At 69.5% G+C, this 17,693-nt stretch carries 16 protein-coding genes; 6 read left to right on the forward strand and 10 right to left on the reverse strand.

Features of this window, described 5'->3' with window-relative positions:
* Positions 1 to 654 (forward strand): N,N-dimethylformamidase beta subunit family domain-containing protein (locus VG296_RS10120; RefSeq protein WP_325565372.1); only part of this gene is annotated, 654 nt, incomplete at its 5' end.
* A gap of 55 nt (positions 655 to 709) precedes the next feature.
* Positions 710 to 1,492, forward strand: a complete 783-nt coding sequence (locus VG296_RS10125; protein WP_325565373.1) for an IclR family transcriptional regulator — start codon at positions 710 to 712, stop codon at positions 1,490 to 1,492.
* On the opposite strand, the gene VG296_RS10130 is transcribed toward VG296_RS10125, so the two are convergent.
* The 3 genes from VG296_RS10130 to VG296_RS10140 all read right to left on the reverse strand — a co-directional run bounded on the left by VG296_RS10130 (position 1,477) and on the right by VG296_RS10140 (position 6,041).
* Entirely contained in the window at positions 1,477 to 2,925 is a 1,449-nt protein-coding gene (locus VG296_RS10130) for an amino acid permease (protein ID WP_325565374.1), read from the reverse strand. The genes VG296_RS10125 and VG296_RS10130 overlap by 16 nt on opposite strands.
* Before the next feature lie 85 nt (positions 2,926 to 3,010).
* Complete coding sequence (locus VG296_RS10135; protein ID WP_325565375.1) at positions 3,011 to 4,531, reverse strand: GMC family oxidoreductase; 1,521 nt, start codon at positions 4,529 to 4,531, stop codon at positions 3,011 to 3,013.
* A 25-nt stretch (positions 4,532 to 4,556) separates the two neighbouring features.
* Positions 4,557 to 6,041 carry an aldehyde dehydrogenase family protein gene (locus VG296_RS10140; protein WP_325565376.1) on the reverse strand — a complete coding sequence of 495 codons (1,485 nt, stop codon included), beginning with the start codon at positions 6,039 to 6,041 and terminating at the stop codon, positions 4,557 to 4,559.
* 223 nt (positions 6,042 to 6,264) lie between these two features.
* On the opposite strand from VG296_RS10140, the gene VG296_RS10145 reads away from it, so the two are divergent.
* From VG296_RS10145 to VG296_RS10155, 3 genes are read left to right on the forward strand one after another with little or no spacing between them, the layout of a single operon-like run.
* The gene (locus VG296_RS10145) at positions 6,265 to 8,739 is read left to right on the forward strand and encodes an FAD-dependent oxidoreductase (protein WP_325565377.1); all 2,475 of its coding nucleotides are present in this window, start codon (positions 6,265 to 6,267) and stop codon (positions 8,737 to 8,739) included.
* A gap of 14 nt (positions 8,740 to 8,753) precedes the next feature.
* The gene (solA, locus tag VG296_RS10150) at positions 8,754 to 9,905 is read left to right on the forward strand and encodes an N-methyl-L-tryptophan oxidase (protein ID WP_325565378.1); all 1,152 of its coding nucleotides are present in this window, start codon (positions 8,754 to 8,756) and stop codon (positions 9,903 to 9,905) included.
* Positions 9,902 to 11,032, forward strand: a complete 1,131-nt coding sequence (locus VG296_RS10155) for an aromatic ring-hydroxylating dioxygenase subunit alpha (protein WP_325565379.1) — start codon at positions 9,902 to 9,904, stop codon at positions 11,030 to 11,032. Before solA ends, VG296_RS10155 begins: the two co-directional genes overlap by 4 nt.
* Positions 11,033 to 11,035: 3 nt before the next feature.
* On the opposite strand, the gene VG296_RS10160 is transcribed toward VG296_RS10155, so the two are convergent.
* From VG296_RS10160 to VG296_RS10175, 4 genes are read right to left on the reverse strand one after another with little or no spacing between them, the layout of a single operon-like run.
* Entirely contained in the window at positions 11,036 to 11,506 is a 471-nt protein-coding gene (locus VG296_RS10160) for a DUF6234 family protein (RefSeq protein WP_325565380.1), read from the reverse strand.
* A 35-nt stretch (positions 11,507 to 11,541) separates the two neighbouring features.
* Positions 11,542 to 12,834 (reverse strand): M20/M25/M40 family metallo-hydrolase, encoded by a 1,293-nt coding sequence (locus VG296_RS10165; protein ID WP_325565381.1) that lies wholly within the window; start codon positions 12,832 to 12,834, stop codon positions 11,542 to 11,544.
* Positions 12,831 to 14,078, reverse strand: coding sequence for a hypothetical protein (locus VG296_RS10170; protein WP_325565382.1), 1,248 nt, complete (start codon positions 14,076 to 14,078; stop codon positions 12,831 to 12,833). The genes VG296_RS10165 and VG296_RS10170 overlap by 4 nt, the downstream gene beginning before the upstream one ends.
* 52 nt (positions 14,079 to 14,130) lie before the next feature.
* Positions 14,131 to 15,072, reverse strand: coding sequence for a bifunctional riboflavin kinase/FAD synthetase (locus VG296_RS10175; RefSeq protein ID WP_349259514.1), 942 nt, complete (start codon positions 15,070 to 15,072; stop codon positions 14,131 to 14,133).
* A gap of 145 nt (positions 15,073 to 15,217) precedes the next feature.
* Between VG296_RS10175 and VG296_RS10180 the strand changes: the two genes are divergently transcribed.
* Complete coding sequence (locus VG296_RS10180; protein ID WP_325565384.1) at positions 15,218 to 15,877, forward strand: hypothetical protein; 660 nt, start codon at positions 15,218 to 15,220, stop codon at positions 15,875 to 15,877.
* Between the two features lie 84 nt (positions 15,878 to 15,961).
* On the opposite strand, the gene truB is transcribed toward VG296_RS10180, so the two are convergent.
* The 3 genes from truB to VG296_RS10195 are packed head-to-tail and all read right to left on the reverse strand — an operon-like array spanning position 15,962 to position 17,685.
* Positions 15,962 to 16,900 (reverse strand): tRNA pseudouridine(55) synthase TruB, encoded by a 939-nt coding sequence (gene truB, locus VG296_RS10185; protein WP_325565385.1) that lies wholly within the window; start codon positions 16,898 to 16,900, stop codon positions 15,962 to 15,964.
* Positions 16,897 to 17,358: a 30S ribosome-binding factor RbfA gene (gene rbfA / locus VG296_RS10190; RefSeq protein WP_325565386.1), complete on the reverse strand. Its 462-nt coding sequence runs from the start codon at positions 17,356 to 17,358 to the stop codon at positions 16,897 to 16,899. The genes truB and rbfA overlap by 4 nt, the downstream gene beginning before the upstream one ends.
* Before the next feature lie 15 nt (positions 17,359 to 17,373).
* The gene (locus tag VG296_RS10195; protein WP_325565387.1) at positions 17,374 to 17,685 is read right to left on the reverse strand and encodes a DUF503 domain-containing protein; all 312 of its coding nucleotides are present in this window, start codon (positions 17,683 to 17,685) and stop codon (positions 17,374 to 17,376) included.
* Positions 17,686 to 17,693: the final 8 nt, after the last annotated feature.

Below are 17,693 nucleotides of genomic sequence, written 5' to 3' on the forward strand. Positions count from 1 at the left end.
CGCGACGCGGGTACCAATGTCGCCTTCCTCGGCGCGAACACGTGCTTCCGCGGGATCCGCTTCGAGTCCAGCGAACTCGGCACGAATCGGAACGTGACCTGCTATAAGACCTCGTACGAACAGGATCCGCTCTACGGGCACGACAATGCGCTCGTGACCACGGGCTTCCGCGCCGATCCGTCGCCCGATCCCGAGTCGTCGATGACCGGTGTGCTCTACGAGAGCCACCCCACCGACGCGCCGTACGTCGTGCACGACGCGAACCACTGGCTCTTCGCGGGCACCGGCGTGCGGAACGGCGACAGCTTCGACCACCTCATCGGCGTCGAGTACGACCGCGTGACGCCGGGCCAGCCGACGCCGCGGCCGATCGAGATCATCGGCCACTCCCCGTTGGTCTGCAACGGAGAGTCCAGCCACTCGGATTCGGCGTACTACGAGGTCTCCAGCGGCGCCGGGGTCTTCGCGTCGGGCACGATGCGCTGGGTCGAGGGCCTGCTCGCGGGCACTCCCGACGCCGACAACGGGATGAACGCCCGCACGGGCGCGTTCGTGACGAAGGCGACCGAGAACCTGATGCGTGCCTTCGCCGCCGGGCCCGCGGGCCATTCGCAGCCGGCACCGAAGGACAACGTCGCCGAGGTGTACGGATAGCCCTGTTGACAGATGGCGCCGTACATCGCCGCGAAATCCTGCATACTGTTGCGCTATGAGCAACACGGAGGCGGTGTCGGGCTCGTCGCCGGTGCAGTCGGTGGATCGGGCCGTCAGCATCCTGGAACTGCTGGCCGGGCGCGGGGAACTGGGGATCACGGAGCTCGCGTCGCGGCTCGGCGTGCACAAATCCACCGCATTCCGACTGGCGTCCGCACTTGAACGCAGGGGTCTGATCGAGCAGACGCGGGAGCGCGGCGCCTACCGGCTCGGCTTCGGGCTGCTGCGGCTGGCCGGGGCGATGAGCGGGCAGATGGAGCTCAACCAGCAGGGCAGGCCGGTGTGCCAGCGGCTGGCGGACGAGGTGGGCGAGACGGTGAACATCGCCGTGCTCGACGGATCCAGCGCGGTCAACATCGACCAGGTGCTCGGTCGTTCATCGATCACGACGCACAACTGGGTCGGCCAGCGCACGCCGCTGCACGCCACGTCCAGCGGCAAGGTACTGCTCGCGTATCTGCCGGAGGACCGCGCGGCCGCGCTGATCGCCGAAGGACTTGAGGCATCGACTCCGCGCACGGTCACCGACCCGCACGTGCTGCGCGAACAGTTGGCGCAGGCCAGGAAGACCGGTTACGCGTTCACCGTGGAAGAGCTCGAGCCCGGCCTGAACGCCGTTGCCGCGCCGATCCGCGGCCCCGGCGGCATGGTCATCGCCGCGGTCAGTGCGTCAGGACCCTCATTCCGGCTGCCCGAGGACCGGATCCCCGCGGTCGCCGCGCTGGTTGTCGCGGCGGCCACGGAGATCTCGTACCTCATGGGTCATCTGCCCGGCTGAGGACCCGCCTGAGCACCGGGCTTGCGGATCAGGTAGTACGCACCGCCGACCAGCGCGATGACGCCGGTGAAGACGATGGCGCCCCACTGGTAGTACCAGTGGTCGCTGCCGTAGACGGCGGCGCGCGGCCAGGCGAGGTTGACGATCATCGCGGCGCCGTAGAGCACGGCGAAGCCGTTGACCAGCAGGCCCCAGCGGCCGAGGCTGAAGTACCCGCCGTGCTCCGGGCGCGGCCAGTGTCCGCGCAGGCGGCGGAGCAGCACTGGCCCGGTGACCATCAGGTAGGGGATGTAGAACAGGATGATGGCCACCGAGGTCAGCACGTAGAACACCCGCTGGTTGCCGATGTTGACCAGCAGCAGGGCGATCGTGAGCACACCGGTGAGCAGCGCGGGCAGGATCGGGGTGCGCGAGCGCACGGAGACCTTGGCGAGCGCCCAGGAGAACGGCAGCCGGTCGTCGCGTGCCATGGAGAAGATCAGTCGGATCGCGGCCGTCTGCACGGCGAGGCAGCACACGGTGATCGCGATCGCCGAGCAGATGAGGAAGACGTCGCCGAGGCCGTTGCCGAGTACGCTCTTGATGATGTACGGCAGGCCGAGCGTGCCGATGTTCGAGTCGGAGAGGTTCTTGGTGGCCATCATCGCGAAGAGCATCAGCAGGCCGCCGATGGCGAACGCCGCGGAGATGGCGCGCAGAATGGCCTTCGGCGCGTGGCGGCGCGGCTCGAGCGTCTCCTCGGCCAGCGAGCCCGCGGTGTCGAAGCCGTAGAACACGTACGCGCTCATGATGGCCGCGACGAGGAAGGCGCCCACGTAGCCGGTGGAGTGCCCGGCGCCGGTTCCGTTGGTCTGGGTGACGATCTGCGGACCGTGCTTGGCGTGCACGATCAGCAGTATCACGAGCAGCGTGGAGCCGCAGAGTTCTACCAGGACGCCGAAGTTGTTGATCTTCGCCATGACCTTGACCCCGACGATGTTCACCGCGGTCGTGAACACGATCAGCGCGAGGGCGAGCACGATGGCGTTCTGCGCTCCGGCCGGAGTGCTGGTCAGGCCGGCGTCGGAGGAGCCGCCGACGATCTCGAAGCCGAGCGAGACCTGCGGCAGGATCACCTGGTACGCCACCGCGACCGCCGCCGCCGTGACGATCGAGCCGATGATGATGATCCAGCCGGCCATCCACGACGTCGCCGGGCTGGCGACCTGCTTCGCCCACTGATACACCGATCCGGCCAGCGGGAACTGTCCGGCCAGCTCGGCGAAGCAGAGCGCGACGGCGCCCTGGCCGACGAAGACCAGCGGCCAGGTCCAGATCATCGCCGGGCCGCCGGAGGCGAATCCGAAGCCGAAGAGCTGGAAGACACCGGTCATGATGGAGATGTAGCTGAATCCGGCGGCGAAGCTGGAGAAGGAGCCGAGAGAGCGGTGCAACTCCTGCTTATAGCCGAACCGGGCTAAATCGTGTGAATCGCTTGGTTCTGTCAGGGTGGCGGTGGGTTCGGATGCGGTCACGTGCTCACTCCTTCATCAGTTCGGCGGCCTTCTCGCCGATCATCAGGACGGCCACCATCGGATTGACGGTGGGCATGCTCGGGAACACCGAAGCGTCGGCGATCCGCACCCCGGCCACGCCGCGCAGCCGCAGTTCCGGGTCGACGACGGCCAGCTCGTCGTCCACGGCTCCCATCCGGCAGGTGCCGGCGGGGTGGAAGACGGTGAACGCGGCCCGGCGCGCGTACTCGGAGAGTTCGGCGTCGCCGGTCACGTCGGGTCCGGGCGCCACCTCCCGCAGCAGCCAGTCGGACAGTGGCGCGGTGCGCGCGACTTCGCGGGCCAGCCGGATTCCGTCGACGAGGGTGCGCTCGTCGTAGCCCTCGGGATCGGTGAAGTAGCGGAAGTCCAGCGCTGGCTTGACCGCCGGATCCGCGCTGGTCAGGTAGAGCCGGCCACGGCTGCGCGGCCGGGGGATGTTCGGGGTCATACACACCCCGTGCTCGGGCACCGGGTAGCCGAGCGGCGCGGTGTTCTCGCAGAACGGGATTTGGTAGAAGTGGAACATCAGGTCGGGGCGGGGGTCGGAGGCGTCCCGGCGGACGAAGAGCCCCGCGTCCGAGTCCATCGCGGATTCCGGCGGCAGGGCCGCCTTCGTCTCCCAGATGATGATCGACTCGGGATGGTCCAGCAGGTTCTCGCCGACGCCGGGTACGTCGGCGACGACCTCGATACCGAGTTCGCTCAGCTGCTCCGCGGGGCCGATGCCGGAGAGCAGCAGCAGCCGAGGCGTGTCGATGGATCCGGCGCACAGCACGACTTCCTCGCGTGCCACGATGACCTCGACCGTGCCGTCCGCGCCGCGAACCCGCACGCCGGTGGCGCGTCCGTCCGTCACCAACAGCTTCTCGACCCAGGTTTCCAGGAGCAGCGTCAGATTCGGCCGGTCGAGGATCGGGTGCAGGTAGGCGACGGAGGACGAGGAGCGGATGCCGGTTTCCGCGTCGTAGCCCACGGAGAAGAAGCCGACTCCGTCCTCGAAGGGCTTGGCGTTGAAGTCGGTGACTTCCGGCACTCCGAGCGCGCCGCCCGCCGCCGAGACGAAGTCCTTCGCGATCCGATTCCGGTCCTTCTCGGCGACCGGCACGATCATGTTCCGCAGCCGCTGGTAGTACGGGACCATCGCCTCGTAGCCCCAGCCGGCCGCCCCGGCCGCCTCCCAGTCGGCGAAATCGGCGGGCAGCGGCAGAAAGCTGATCATGGTGTTGTGCGAGGAGCAGCCGCCGAGAACGCGGGCGCGGGAGTGCCGGATGTTGGAGTTGCCGCGCGGCTGCGGCGTGGTCGGGTAGTCGTAGTCGAGTTCGGTGCCGAGCAGGTTGATCCAGTTGCGCAGTCGCAGCACGCGGTCGTCGCCGAGGTCGCTGGGCCCGCCCTCGATCAGGCAGACGGAGCGGTCCGGATCCTCGCTCAGCCGCGCGGCGAGCACCGCGCCCGCCGTTCCGCCGCCGACGATCACCACGTCGTAACTGGTCTCGGGCGAAGTCATGAGCCTCCCTAGGTGTGCGGCCTTCTCAGCCCGAGAACCACCTCTGCGGCTTCGGGTCGAGCGTGCGCCAGATGTGCTTGGTCTCCTGGTACTCGCGCAGTCCGGAGGGGCCGAGTTCGCGCCCGGTGCCGGACTGCTTGTAGCCGCCCCATTCGGCCTGCGGCACGTAGGGGTGGTAGTCGTTGATCCACACCGTGCCGAGCCTGAGCTTCCCGGCAACCCGCGCGGCCCGCGCCTCGTTCGTCGTCCAGACGGCTCCGGCCAGGCCGTACGGCGTGTCGTTGGCCAGTTCGACGGCCTCGTCCTCGGTCTCGAAGGTCTCCACGGTCAGCACCGGACCGAAGACCTCCTCGCGCACGACCGTCATCCCGGCATGGCAGTCATCGAGGACGGTCGGGCGGAGGAAGAACCCTGCCTGCAGCTGCTCGTCAGAAGGTCGCACCCCGCCACAGCGCAGCGCGGCCCCCTGCGCGAGCGCTCCCGCGATGTAGCGCTCGACCTTCTCCCGATGCGCAGCCGAGATCAGCGCGCCGGTCTCGCTCTCCTTGTCGAGGCCGCGGCCGACGCGGATCAGCTCGGCGCGGCGGACCAGTTCGGCGACGAAAGGCTCGTGCAGGCTTCGATGCAGGATGAGTCGCGAACCGGCCGAGCAGACCTGGCCTGAGTGCAGGAACGCCGCCGTCAGCGCGAAGTCCACCGCGGTCTCGAAGTCCGCGTCCTCGAACACGATGTTCGGGTTCTTGCCGCCGAGTTCGAGTGCGACCTTCTTGACCGTGCTCGCGGCGGCCGTCATCACCGACTTCCCACTCGCCGCTCCCCCGGTGAACGACACCAGGTCCACGTCCGGGTGCGCGGCCAACGCGGCTCCGACCACCCCGCCGCCGAGCACCAGGTTCGCCACGCCACTCGGCGCGCCCGCCTCGCGCAGCGCGGTCTCCAGCAGCTCGAACAGCCGGATCGTGGTCAGCGGCGTGAGCTCGCTCGGCTTGGCCACGAGGGTGTTTCCGGCGGCGAGCGCGGGCGCGATCTTCCAGGAGATCTGCAGCAGCGGGTAGTTCCACGGCGTGATCAGGCCGCAGACGCCGACCGGCTCGTACACGATGCGGCTGTCCACGCCCGCGCGGCCGGTGTCGACGACACGTCCCGCGTCCTGCGCGGCCAGCGCGGCGTAGTAGCGGTAGACGGCGGTCGAGTCGTCGACGTCGTACTCGCTCTCGGCGAGCGTCTTGCCGGTGTCGCGCGTCTCCAGGTGGGATATCTCGTCGCGGTTCGCCTGCAGCGCGACGGCTACGGCCTCGAGCACCGCCACGCGCTGCGCGGTCGGCATCCCGGACCACTCGCCGCCCCGGAACGCGGCCTTCGCGGCGGCCACCGCGGCGTCGACGTCGCCCGCGTCCGCCTCCGCGACCGTCGCGGCCACGCTTGCGTCGCAGGGGTCGATGATCTCGCGGCCGCCGCCCGCGCGGGCGGTCCGCCAGGAGCCGTCGATCAAGAGCGAGTCGGGACGCACGCTGACCACCTCCTCGATCGTTGCGCAATCAGAGACAGTCTCCTTATGGCGCAACGGGATTGCAGACAGCATGGAAGCAGCCGGGTAGCCCGTCAAGGCTCCCGGGTTAACTCCGCATGAGCCAATGTTTCCCCGTCGTCTCAGCTCACAACGTTTGCCGCGGGCCCTTGACAGTGCCGTCGGCCGCCTCGACCCTGTTTCTCATTGAGCACCGCATTTCGCTATGCGCAACAACGGGATGGAGCTGGTGACGGTGCGGCCCAGGATAGTGATCGTCGGCGCCGGGATCGTCGGCTGCGCGTTGGCCGACGAGTTGGCCGCCCGCGGCTGGGCGGAGCGGCTCACCGTGCTGGACCAGGGCCCGCTGTTCGCGACCGGCGGTTCGACCTCGCATGCTCCCGGCCTGATCTTCCAGACGAATCCGTCGAAGACGATGACCGGCTTCGCCTCGTACACCGTGGCCAAGTACTCGGGGCTCGAACTCGATGGCGGATGGTGCTTCAATGCCGTGGGCGGCCTGGAGATCGCGACCACGCCGGAGCGAGCCGTGGATCTGACGCGGCGGGCGGGCTACGCGGCGGCCTGGGGCGTGCCGGCGCGGCTGCTGGATCCCGGCGAGTGCGTCGCGCTGCATCCGTTGCTGGACCGGGACCGCGTGCTCGCCGGATTCCACACGCCGAACGACGGGCTGGCGAAAGGCGTACGCGCGGCGGAGGCCCAAGCCCGTCGCGCCGTCTCCGCCGGAGCACGCTTCCTGCCGCGGCACACCGTCCTCGACATCGAATCGGCGGGCGGCCGCGTGACCGGCGTCGTCACCGATCAGGGCACGTTCCCCGCCGACATCGTCGTGTCCTGCGCCGGTTTCTGGGGACCGAATATCGGCCGCATGGCAGGGCTCGAACTCCCGTTGCTGCCGATGGCCCACCAGTACGTCCGCACCACGCAGGTCGCCGCGCTCGCCGGACGCCACGCCGATGCCGTCACCGAGGCGCTGCTGCCGATCCTGCGGCACCAGGAACGCGACCTGTACTTCCGCGAACACGAGGACCGGATCGGCATCGGCTCGTACGCACACCGCCCGATACCCGTCGATCTCGCCGACGTGAGCGCGCCCGGCGCCTCCGCCATGCCTTCCATGCTGGCCTTCACTGAAGAGGACTTCGAGCCCTCGTGGCGCGATGCCACCGACCTGCTGCCCGCGCTCGCCGCAGCGAAGGTGGATGAGGGATTCAACGGAATCTTCTCCTTCACCGCGGACGGATTCCCCCTGCTCGGCGAATCCCCTCAGCTGCAGGGCTTCTGGGTCGCGGAGGCCGTGTGGGTGACGCACTCGGCGGGCGTGGCGGCGGCGGTCGCGGAGTGGTTGGTCGACGGACAGCCGAGCGTGGACGTGCATGAATGCGACATCAACCGCTTCGAGGACGTGCAGCTCGCGCCCCCGTACGTGCATCGGCGCAGCAGTCGGAACTTCGTCGAGGTCTACGACATCATCCACCCGCTCCAGCCGGCCGAGCAGCCGCGTCCGCTGCGCGTCAGCCCCTTCTACGCACGGCAGCAGGAACTCGGTGCGGTATTCCTGGAGGCAGGCGGCTGGGAGCGTCCGCACTGGTTCGAGGCGAACGCGGATCTGCCCGCTGTCGGCGAGATCCCCGCACGAGACGCGTGGGCCTCGCGCTACTGGTCGCCGATCGCCGGAGCCGAGGCGCTGGCCACCCGGGAGCGCGTCGCCATGTACGACATGACCCCGCTCAAGCGCCTCGAGGTCACCGGCCCCGGCGCACTCGAGTTCCTGCAGCGCACGACCACCAACAAACTCGACAAACCGGTTGGCTCCGTCACCTACACGCTGCTGCTCGACGAACGCGGCGGCATTCGCAGTGACCTGACTGTCGCGCGACTCGGCGCAGACCGCTTCCAGGTCGGCGCGAACGGCCCGCTCGACCTCGACTGGTTCACGCGGCGGCTTCCCGACGACGGCAGCGTGCAGATCCGCGACATCACGGCCGGAACCTGCTGCATCGGCCTCTGGGGGCCGCTGGCCCGCGACCTGGTGCAGCCGTTGACGACGACCGATTTCTCGCACCGCGGCTTCGGTTACTTCAAGGCCAGGCAGGCGTATATCGGCGAAGTTCCCGTAACCGCGTTACGTGTGTCGTACGTCGGCGAACTCGGCTGGGAGCTGTACACGACGGCTGACGCAGGGCTGCGTTTGTGGGACACGCTCTGGGAGGCCGGGCAGGCGCACGGCGTCGTTGCGGCCGGGCGGAGCGCGTTCAACAGCCTGCGTCTGGAGAAGGGCTACCGGTCCTGGGGCGTGGACATGACCCCCGAGCACAACCCGTACGAAGCAGGGCTCGAGTTCGCCCTTCGCCTCGACAAGGGCGACTTCATCGGCCGCGACGCGCTGCTCGCCGCCGGCTCCGATCCGGCTCGGAAACTCACCTGCCTGCTCCTCGACGACCCGCAGTCCGTCGTCATGGGCAGGGAGCCTGTCTATGTCGACGACACTCCGGTCGGCTACATCACGAGCGCCGCGTACGGCTACTGCGCCGGCGCATCGATCGCGTACGCCTGGCTACCCGTCGCCGCGACCGCACCCGGCACCCGCGTGCAGGTGGAGTACTTCGGAGCCCGCCTGCCCGCGCACGTAGCCGAGGAACCGCTCTTCGACCCCTCCATGGCCCGCATCCGCCGATAGAAAGCGAGTCCCTCGTGAGCAGCTCCTACGACGTGATCGTGATCGGCCTCGGCGGGATGGGCAGCGCCGCCGCCTACCGGCTCGCCGGACGTGGTGTGCGCGTCCTCGGCCTCGAGCGCTTCACACCCGGGCACAACCGCGGATCCAGCCACGGCGGCTCACGCGTGACCCGGCAGGCTTACTTCGAGGACCCGGCGTACGTGCCGCTGCTGCTGCGCGCCGCCGAACTGTGGGAGCAGATCGAGCGCGATTCGGGTCGCAGTGTCGTGACATACACGGGCGGCGTGATGATCGGCAGCCCGGACAGCCGTACCGTGGCCGGCAGCAGGGTCAGCGCGGAGCAGTGGGGTCTTGAGCACGAGATGCTCGACGCCGCCGAGATCCGCGCCCGCTTCCCCACCCTGCGTCCCGCTGATGACGAGGTCGCACTGTACGAGGCGATGGCCGGCTTCGTCCGCCCCGAAGCCTCCGTGCTCGCGCACCTCCAGCTGGCCGGGCAGGCGGGCGCCGAACTGCACTTCGAGGAGACAGTCGCCGAATGGACGGCCGACCCGTCCGGCGAGGGCGTGCGCGTGACGACGGATCACGACTCGTACACCGCGGACCGGCTGGTGATCTGCCCGGGCGCGTGGGCCCCCAAGCTGCTCGCCGACCTGGGAATCGAGTTCGAGATCGAACGCCAGGTCATGTACTGGTTCGGCCCGGACGGCGGCACCGCTCCCTTCCTCCCGAACGTCCACCCGATCTACATCTGGGAACTCGACGCGGGCGCCCAGTTCTACGGCTTCCCCGCCATCGACGGCCCGGACGGCGGCGCGAAGATCGCGATGTTCCGCGGCGGCCAGATCTGCACGCCGGAGACGATCGACCGCGACGTGCGCGACGCGGAGGTGGAGGCCATCCGCGGATATATGCGCCCCCGGATCCCCACTCTCCCAGGCCGACTCCTGCACGCGGCGACGTGCATGTACACGAATACCGCCGACGAGCACTTCGTCATCGCGCCCCACCCCGCGCACCGCCAGGTGACCGTCGCGTGCGGCTTCTCCGGCCACGGCTTCAAGTTCGTCCCCGTCGTCGGCGAGATCCTCGCCGACCTGGCCACCGAGGGTGCCACCGCGCACCCCATCGGCCTCTTCGACCCCGCGCGAAAGGCCCTGACGTGACCGCCGCCCCCGAGCTCGCCCTCCCGCCGAGCCTGCTGCGCACCCTCCCCGGTTCCGCGTACGCCGACCCCGCGGTCTTCGCGCTCGAACAGCAGCGCGTCTTCGAGCGGATGTGGTTCTGCGTGATCCGCGGCGAGGACGTGCCGCATCCGGGCAGCTTCCGCACGGTCCAGGTCGGCCGGGAGAGCGTGCTCGTGGTGCGTACCCGCGAAGGGGAGATCCGCGCGCACCTCAACGCCTGCAGGCATCGCGGCGCACAGCTGTGCACCGAGGAGTCCGGCCAGGTCAAGCGCACATTCCGCTGCCCGTACCACGCCTGGACCTACGCCCTGGACGGCAGCCTCGTCGCCGCTCCCAACCTGGCCAGGATGCCCGACGTGGACCGCGCGGAGTACGGCCTGCTCACCGTCCACACGCGCGAATGGCTCGGCTACGTGTGGATCTGCCTCGCCGACGAGCCGCCCTCCTTCGAACACGACGTGATCGGCGCGGCCGTCGAGCGACTCGGCGACGTGGAGGCGATCGAGAACTACGACGTCGATCGGCTCACCGTCGGCCGCCGGATCACCTACGACGTCAAGGCCAACTGGAAGCTCGTCATCGAGAACTTCATGGAGTGCTACCACTGCTCGGCGATCCACCCCGAACTGGTCAGCGTCCTCCCGGAGTTCGCCAAGGGCTACGCGGCCCAGTACTACGTCGGCCACGGTGCGGAATTCGGCAGCACGATCGAAGGCTTCACCTACGACGGCCGCACCGGCGTCGCCCGAATTCCCGGCCTGACCGCCGACCAGGACCGCCGCTACTACGCGATCACCGTCAAGCCGCAGGTGTTCATCAACCTCGTGCCCGACCATGTGATCGTCCACCGCATGTTCCCGCTCGCCGTGGACCGCACCCTCATCGAATGCGACTGGCTGTTCCTGCCCGAAGTCGTCGACTCCGGCGCCGATATCGACGCCTCGGTCGAACTCTTCCACCGCGTCAACACCCAGGACTTCGAAGCCTGCGAACGCTGTCAGCCCACGATGAGCTCGCGCTCCTACGCGAAGGGCGGCGTCCTCGTCCCCAGCGAGCACCACATCGCCGCCTTCCACGAGTGGCACACGCGGATGTTGGAGGGCTGACCGCTAGTTGCAGTCATTGCTGCCGCTGAAGCACGGGACGTAGGTGCTCGTCGATGTCGGCTGGGTGTTCGGCGTGCCGTCGTACGGGAACAGCCGCGCATAGTGGTGCACTGCGACCGTGGTGAAGACGAGCACCGCGGCGACGACCGCCACCTGCAGCACGCCGGCCACGTAAGCCCTCGCCCAGAAGGCGCACGCCGCCACGATGACCAGCACGGCGATCGCGACGCCGCCGAGCAGCTCTGTCTGCGAGGCCTGCTTTCGCGCGAGCACGTCGCTGTTCTCGGCGAAATCCTGGAAGCTGATCAAGAACGTGATGAATCCGCCGAGGAGCACCACCAGCAGATCCGCCGCGACAGCCAGGGCCGTCACCACCCCTCGGCGCGGCCGCGGACGCGGTTCCGAGTATGTGAACGGCACCGGCGGCCGCGCCGGGAGCAACTCCGGCACGGCGTCCTGTATGTCATCCTCCATCGACGATCCCCCTCATCCCGGTCCCCCGACCGGTTCTATGCCGCCATCAGGAAACGGTCGAGCACGCGTGCGCCGAAGTCCAGGGCGGAGACCGGAACGCGCTCGTCGACGCCGTGGAACATCGCGGCGAAGTCCAGATCCGGGGTCAGCCGCAGCGGGACGAATCCGTAGCCTGTCATGCCGAGCGAGGCGAAGGTCTTGTTGTCGGTGCCGGCGGACAGGCAGTAGGGCACCGTGCGCGCCGCCGGGTCCTCGGCCTTCAGCGCCGCGAGCATCGTCTCCACGAGCGGAGTGCCGAAGGGGGACTCGACGCTGCGGTCCAGGTGGATGTTCTCGCGGGTCACGCCGGGCCCGGCCAGCTCGTCGATCGTGGCGAGGAACTCGTCCTGGCCGCCGGGCAGGAAACGGCCGTCGATGACCGCCGAGGCGCGCTCCGGGATGACGTTCGACTTGTATCCGGCCTCGAGCATGGTCGGGTTGGCCGTGTGCTTGAGCGTGGCGCCGATGAAGCGGGCGAGCGGGCCGAGCCGGGCGACGGCGGCCTCGGGATCGTCCGGGTCGAACTCGATGTCCATCGCCTCGCAGACCTCGGTCAGGAAGTCGCGCACGGTCGGGGTGAGCGTCACCGGGAACTCGTGCGCGCCGATGCGGGCGACGGCCTGGGCCACCCGGGTGACCGCGTTGTCCGTGTTCAGCATCGAGCCGTGACCGGCCTGGCCGCGGGCGTGCAGGCGCATCCAGGCGAGGCCCTTCTGCGCCGTTTCGATCAAATACAGCCGGAGCTCGGGGTTGATCTCGTAGGAGTAGCCGCCGACCTCGCTGATCGCCTCGGTGCAGCCCTCGAACAGTTCCGGGTGCTTGTCGGCGAGGAATTTCGCGCCGAAGTTGCCGCCCGCCTCCTCGTCGGCGAGGAACGCGAGCACCACGTCGCGGCGCGGGCGACGGCCCTCGCGCAGCATGCGGCGCACGACGGCGAGCGTCATCGCGTCCATGTCCTTCATGTCGACGGCGCCGCGGCCCCAGACCAGGCCGTCCTTCACCTCCCCGCCGAACGGATGCAAGCTCCAGTCCGCCGCGTCCGCGGGGACCACGTCGAGGTGGCCGTGCACGAGCAGCGCGTCGGCCGAGGAGTCGGTGCCCTCGAAGCGCGCGACGACCGAGGCGCGGCCCGGCTCCGACTCGAAGATCTCCGGCTCGAGGCCGGCCTCCGCGAGTTTCTCCGCCACGTACTCGGCGGCCGGGCGTTCCGGCTTGATCGGGTTCGAGGTGTCGATGCGGATCAGGTCGGTCAGGAAGCCGACCACCTCGCCGTACTCGGTCTCGCTCATGATTCAAGCTTAGACGCCCGCGCATGGCGGCGTGGATGCGGAAACTCGTGCTGCGCGGCGCCGGTGTCCGCGACCGCGTGCCGGCCCTCGTAAAGGGCCAGGTAGACGCGGCGGACCTGGATAGCCGTCTCCAACTCCCGGTTCATCCGGTCGTAGAACTGCGCCTTGTACGCCTCGTCGGTCATCGAGGAGATGGCGAAGAAGAACGCGGAGACGGCGGCGAGGAACAGCGAGACCCGCCAGAGCCGGGCGTCGACGGAGAAGTGCAGGTAGTTCTGCAGCCGGTAGCCGAAGACCGTGGCGTACTCCGTGTGACCGTCCGGCCGGCCGGTCCAATCGTTGATGAGCTTGTCCGTCAGCGCCGCCTTGCCGAAGCCGAGGAAGAACACGAACACCAGCGCGCCGAGCAGCAGCACCTGCAGGATCTGGCCGATGAACAGCACCAGCAGCACGTTGAAACGCTGCGCCCGGCTGAGCGGCAGTTCGCCCTCGTGCAGCACGACGCGGTCCACCACGCTCTCCATCGGCGTCTTGCGGCAGGCCTCGACGATGGTCGTGCGGTCGTCGTGCGCGGCGACGCGGCGCACCTCCTCCGGCAGCCGGTAGAACAGGAAGATCACCGTGAACACGGCGAACAGCCCGACCACGCCCCAGACGCGGTGCGGGGACATCTCGCCGCTGAACTCCCACACGTCCTTGCTGATGAACAGGAAGCTGTTGAACAGGAACAGCAGCGGCAGCGCCCGCGCGGCCAGGTCGAACACCTCGCCGAGTTCCTGGAACGTGCGCCGGAACGCCCAGCGCGCCAACGGGAACAGCGCCGAGGCGACCAGGCAGATCAGCAGCACCACGACCACGTCCGCGCCGAGGTCGAGCAGCGCCACTTTCGGCTTGCGCCGGGTGGCGAAGTCCACCACCGGCGGGATCAGCACGAAGCCGCCGAACTCGATCCAGCTGATCCGGCGCGGCAGGCTGAACGGCGGGTCGCCCTTGATCCAGTTGCGCAGCACATAGAGGAAGCCGAGCAGCGCGATGCCGAGCGCCGCGCCGCCGATCCGCTGCCAGGGCGTGAGCCGCAGCGAGAGCACCACCATCAGGTCGATGACGAAGTACCCGAGCAGCAGCGGCAGCGCGGGCGAGAAGACGTCGTCGGTGGCCTTGCGGTCCTCGATGAAATACGGCAGCCCGCGCCGCACGAACCACGTCTCGGCACGCTCCAACAGCGCATCGTCGTTCTCCCCCACGGCCCCGCCGCCCCCGATTCAATTCTGTCGGCTGAAAACTTCGAGCCGCATTCTACTGCGCGTTCAGCAGTACCCTGACCTTCGCCACGTCCTGGTTGATCCGCTCGATCAGCTCCTCGATCCCGGCGAAGCGCTCCTGGCCGCGCACCCGCGCGAGGAACTCCACCGCGACGTGCTGGTCGTAGATGTCGAGGTCGGTGCGATCCAGCGCGTACGCCTCGACGGTGCGGTGCTGCCCGTCGAACTGCGGATTGGTGCCGACGGAGATCGCCGCGGGCAGCCGCTCGCCGCCGACGAGGAGCCAGCCCGCGTACACGCCGTCGGCCGGGATCGCGGTGTAGTCCGGCGTCTGCACGTTCGCGGTCGGGAAGCCGAGCTCGCGGCCGCGCTTGGCCCCGTGCACGACCGGGCCCTCCACCCGGTGCGGACGGTCCAGCCGCAGCGCCGCGGTCTCCACGTCGCCTGCGAGCACCATCCGGCGCACGTCGGTGGACGAGAAGCGCGTCTCCTCGCCCTCCTCGGGGGCGGCGAGCGCGAGGCCCTCGACCGTGAACCCGTGCTCGGCGCCGAGCTCGGTGAGCACGGCCACGTTCCCGGCCGCCTTGTGGCCGAAGCGGAAGTTCTCCCCCACCACGACGCCGACCACGTGCAGCCGGTCCACGAGCACCCGCTTCACGAACTCGGCCGGGGACTGCTTCGACAGCTCCGCGGTGAACGGCAGCACCAGCACCGCGTCCACGCCGAGCGCGGCCATCAGCTCGGAGCGGTACTCCGGCGTGGTCAGCAGCGGCGGATGGGTGCCCGGCCGGACGACCTCGCTCGGGTGCGGGTCGAAGGTCAGCACGACGGCACGCACGCCGCGCTCCCGCGCCAGCTCCACCGCGCGGCGCACGACGCGCCGGTGGCCGTGGTGCACGCCGTCGAAGAAGCCGATGGTCACCACCGACGGCCCCCAGTCGCCGGGGACCTCGTCCAGGCCGCGCCAACGCTGCATCGTTTCCCGCTCTACGCTCACAGACCAAGCGTGCCAGATCTTCTGGCACGATCCCTACTCGCGGTTCGCTCCCCGGCTCTTCGCCTTTGCCTGCTCCGGCCTTACTATGAGCTGCGTTTCGCCTGACGAGGAGGGGAATCCCAGCATGTCCTACCAGCCAACGGGTCCGTACCCGGCCCATCCGCAGCAAGCCGGGTACGGGGCTCCGGCCAAGCCGCCGATGCCGCCGGCGGTCCAGCGCGCCTTCACCCTGATGCTCGTCGGCGCGGGCCTCGAAGTGGTCAACGTGGTGCTGTCCTTCCTGTTCAACCACCAGGTGGACGCGCGGATCCAGCAAGCGCTGAACGCGGGCACCATCGACACCAGCACCAGCGTGAACATCGCCTCCGCCGCGTTCGGGGGGATCGTCGGCATCGGCCTGTGGGTCTGGATGGCCTTCGCCAACCGGGCCGGGAAGAACTGGGCGCGGATCACCGGCACGGTCTTCTTCGGGATCTCCAGCCTCGGCCTGCTCGGCGACATCGCCATCATCGCGGCCGCGTACAAGTGGATCGGCGGAGTCATCTTCGTGCTGGTCGCGGAGAACGCGCTGTCCTGGGTGCTCGGGCTGACCGTCGTGGTGCTGCTGTGGAAGAAGGAATCCGGGCCGTACTTCAAGCCGCAGACCTTCTATCCGGCGCCGTACGGCTACCCGGGCGGCCCGATGCCGTACACCTACCCGATCATGCCGGGACAGCCGATGCGGCCGCAGGACGGCTATCCGCAGCAGCCGGCCGACCCGTGGGCCACCCCGCCGGGCAACTGAGCCGAAGGCCGAAGGCCACATCCCGGCACCGGGATGTGGCCTTCCTCATACGAGGCCCGCGCACGAGACCCACAGACGAAGCCCTCAGACGAAGACGGCGATCGGCTTGCAGCGCCGGCCCTGCTCCTCCACCAGCGCGAGGAAGGCCCCGTCCGGGGCGAAGACCGCGATCGGGCCGGGGCCGAGCCCGCGCGCGGGCAGCGGGCCGCCGTGCGCGATCGCCTTCGCCTGCTCCTCGTCCGCGTCGTAGCGCGGGAACGCGGCGCCCGCGGCCTCCGCGATCGGCAGCACCGGGATCGTCTCGCCCGCCTCGAACCGGGCCATCAGATCGGTGAGCGACTCCGCCTCGGCCAGCGTGTACGGGCCGACCCGCGTCCGTCGCAGGGCCGTGAGATGCCCGCCGACGCCGAGCCCCTCGCCCAGGTCGCGGGCCAGGGCCCGGATGTACGTTCCGCTTGAGCACGCCACGCGCACGTCCAGGTCGATCAGGCCCTCGGCCGCCGGCCGCCGGGTCTCCCGCAGTTCGAACTCGTAGACGGTGATCGGCCGCGGCTGCAGCTTCACCTCGTCGCCCGAGCGCACCCGCGCGTACGAGCGCACGCCGTCCACCTTGATGGCCGAGACCGCCGAGGGCACCTGCATGATCTCGCCGGTCAGCGCCGCGATCCCGGCCGCGATCCCGGCGTCGGTCACAGCCCCGACGCGTTCGGCCGGCGCCTGCTCGGTGACCTCGCCCTCGGCGTCGTCGGTGACGGTGCGCTGGCCGAGCCGGATGGTCGCCTCGTACTCCTTGCGGGTCAGCGTGAGGTGTCCGAGCAGCCGGGTGGCCCGCTCCACGCCTAGCACCAGCACGCCGGTCGCCATCGGGTCCAGCGTCCCGGCGTGCCCGACGCGGCGGGTGCCGACCAGGCGGCGCATCTTGCCGACCACGTCGTGCGAGGTCCAGCCGCCGGGCTTGTCCACAATGACGAGACCGTCCGGCGGCACCGGACGGTCTGCATAGGCCTTGGGGCGACGGCTCAACTCTCGTCCTCGCCGGCCTCGTCATCGTCGTCGTCCAGGCGTCGCTCGGGCCGATACGGGTCGGCCTCGCCGGCGAAGGTCTTGCCCTGGGCGATCTCGCGCACCCGGGCGTCCTCGGCGGCGGCTTTCGCGAGCAGGTCGTCGATCTGCTTCGCGCCCTCCGGGATCGCGTCCATGATGAAGGTCAGGCTCGGGGTGAACTTCACGCCCGTCTGCCGACCGACCTCGCTGCGCAGGACGCCCTTGGCGGACTCCAGCGCCGCGGCCGAGGCCTCCCGCTCCTCCTCGTCGCCGAAGACCGTGTAGAAGACCGTGGCCTCCCGCAGGTCACCGGTGATCCGGGTGTCGGTGATGGTCACGAACCCCAGACGCGGATCCTTGATCCGGGTCTTCAGCGTCTCCGCGACCACCACCTTGATCCGGTCCGCGAGCTTCGCCGAACGCGTGCTGTTCGCCATGGTCCGCTCCTTCGTTCACTCGTCCTGGTCGCTGCGGACACGGCGGTGCACCGAGAGCACCTCGAGCTCCGGCCGCCAGGCCACCGCGCCCTCGCTGTCATCCAACAGCTCTACCACCCGTGCGTGGGTTCCCGCCACGACGGCCACGCCGAGCACGGCCCGCCGGTGCAGGTCCTGCAGCGCGACCTCGGCCGCGCCCACCCCCGCGCGCCGGTTCAGGTCCGCGAGCACCGGCCTGATCAGGGCCCGTTTCTCCTTGAGCGAGTGCACCTCACCCAACAGTACGTCGATCTTCAGCGTTCCGGAGAACATGCCGTCGTCGGCCACAGCGCATC

This window comes from Actinospica sp. (assembly GCF_035552695.1).
Taxonomy (GTDB): Bacteria; Actinomycetota; Actinomycetes; order Streptomycetales; family Catenulisporaceae; genus Actinospica.

Excerpts from the sequence above, each read along its gene's own strand:
- VG296_RS10145 (WP_325565377.1), top strand. The coding sequence starts at position 6,265 with ATGCGCAACAACGGGATGGAGCTGGTGACGGTGCGGCCCAGGATAGTG.
- VG296_RS10125 (WP_325565373.1), top strand. The coding sequence starts at position 710 with ATGAGCAACACGGAGGCGGTGTCGGGCTCGTCGCCGGTGCAGTCGGTG.
- rbfA (WP_325565386.1), bottom strand. The coding sequence starts at position 17,358 with ATGGCGAACAGCACGCGTTCGGCGAAGCTCGCGGACCGGATCAAGGTG.
- VG296_RS10175 (WP_349259514.1), bottom strand. The coding sequence starts at position 15,072 with ATGCAGCGTTGGCGCGGCCTGGACGAGGTCCCCGGCGACTGGGGGCCG.
- VG296_RS10165 (WP_325565381.1), bottom strand. The coding sequence starts at position 12,834 with ATGAGCGAGACCGAGTACGGCGAGGTGGTCGGCTTCCTGACCGACCTG.
- VG296_RS10135 (WP_325565375.1), bottom strand. The coding sequence starts at position 4,531 with ATGACTTCGCCCGAGACCAGTTACGACGTGGTGATCGTCGGCGGCGGA.
- VG296_RS10160 (WP_325565380.1), bottom strand. The coding sequence starts at position 11,506 with ATGGAGGATGACATACAGGACGCCGTGCCGGAGTTGCTCCCGGCGCGG.
- VG296_RS10180 (WP_325565384.1), top strand. The coding sequence starts at position 15,218 with ATGTCCTACCAGCCAACGGGTCCGTACCCGGCCCATCCGCAGCAAGCC.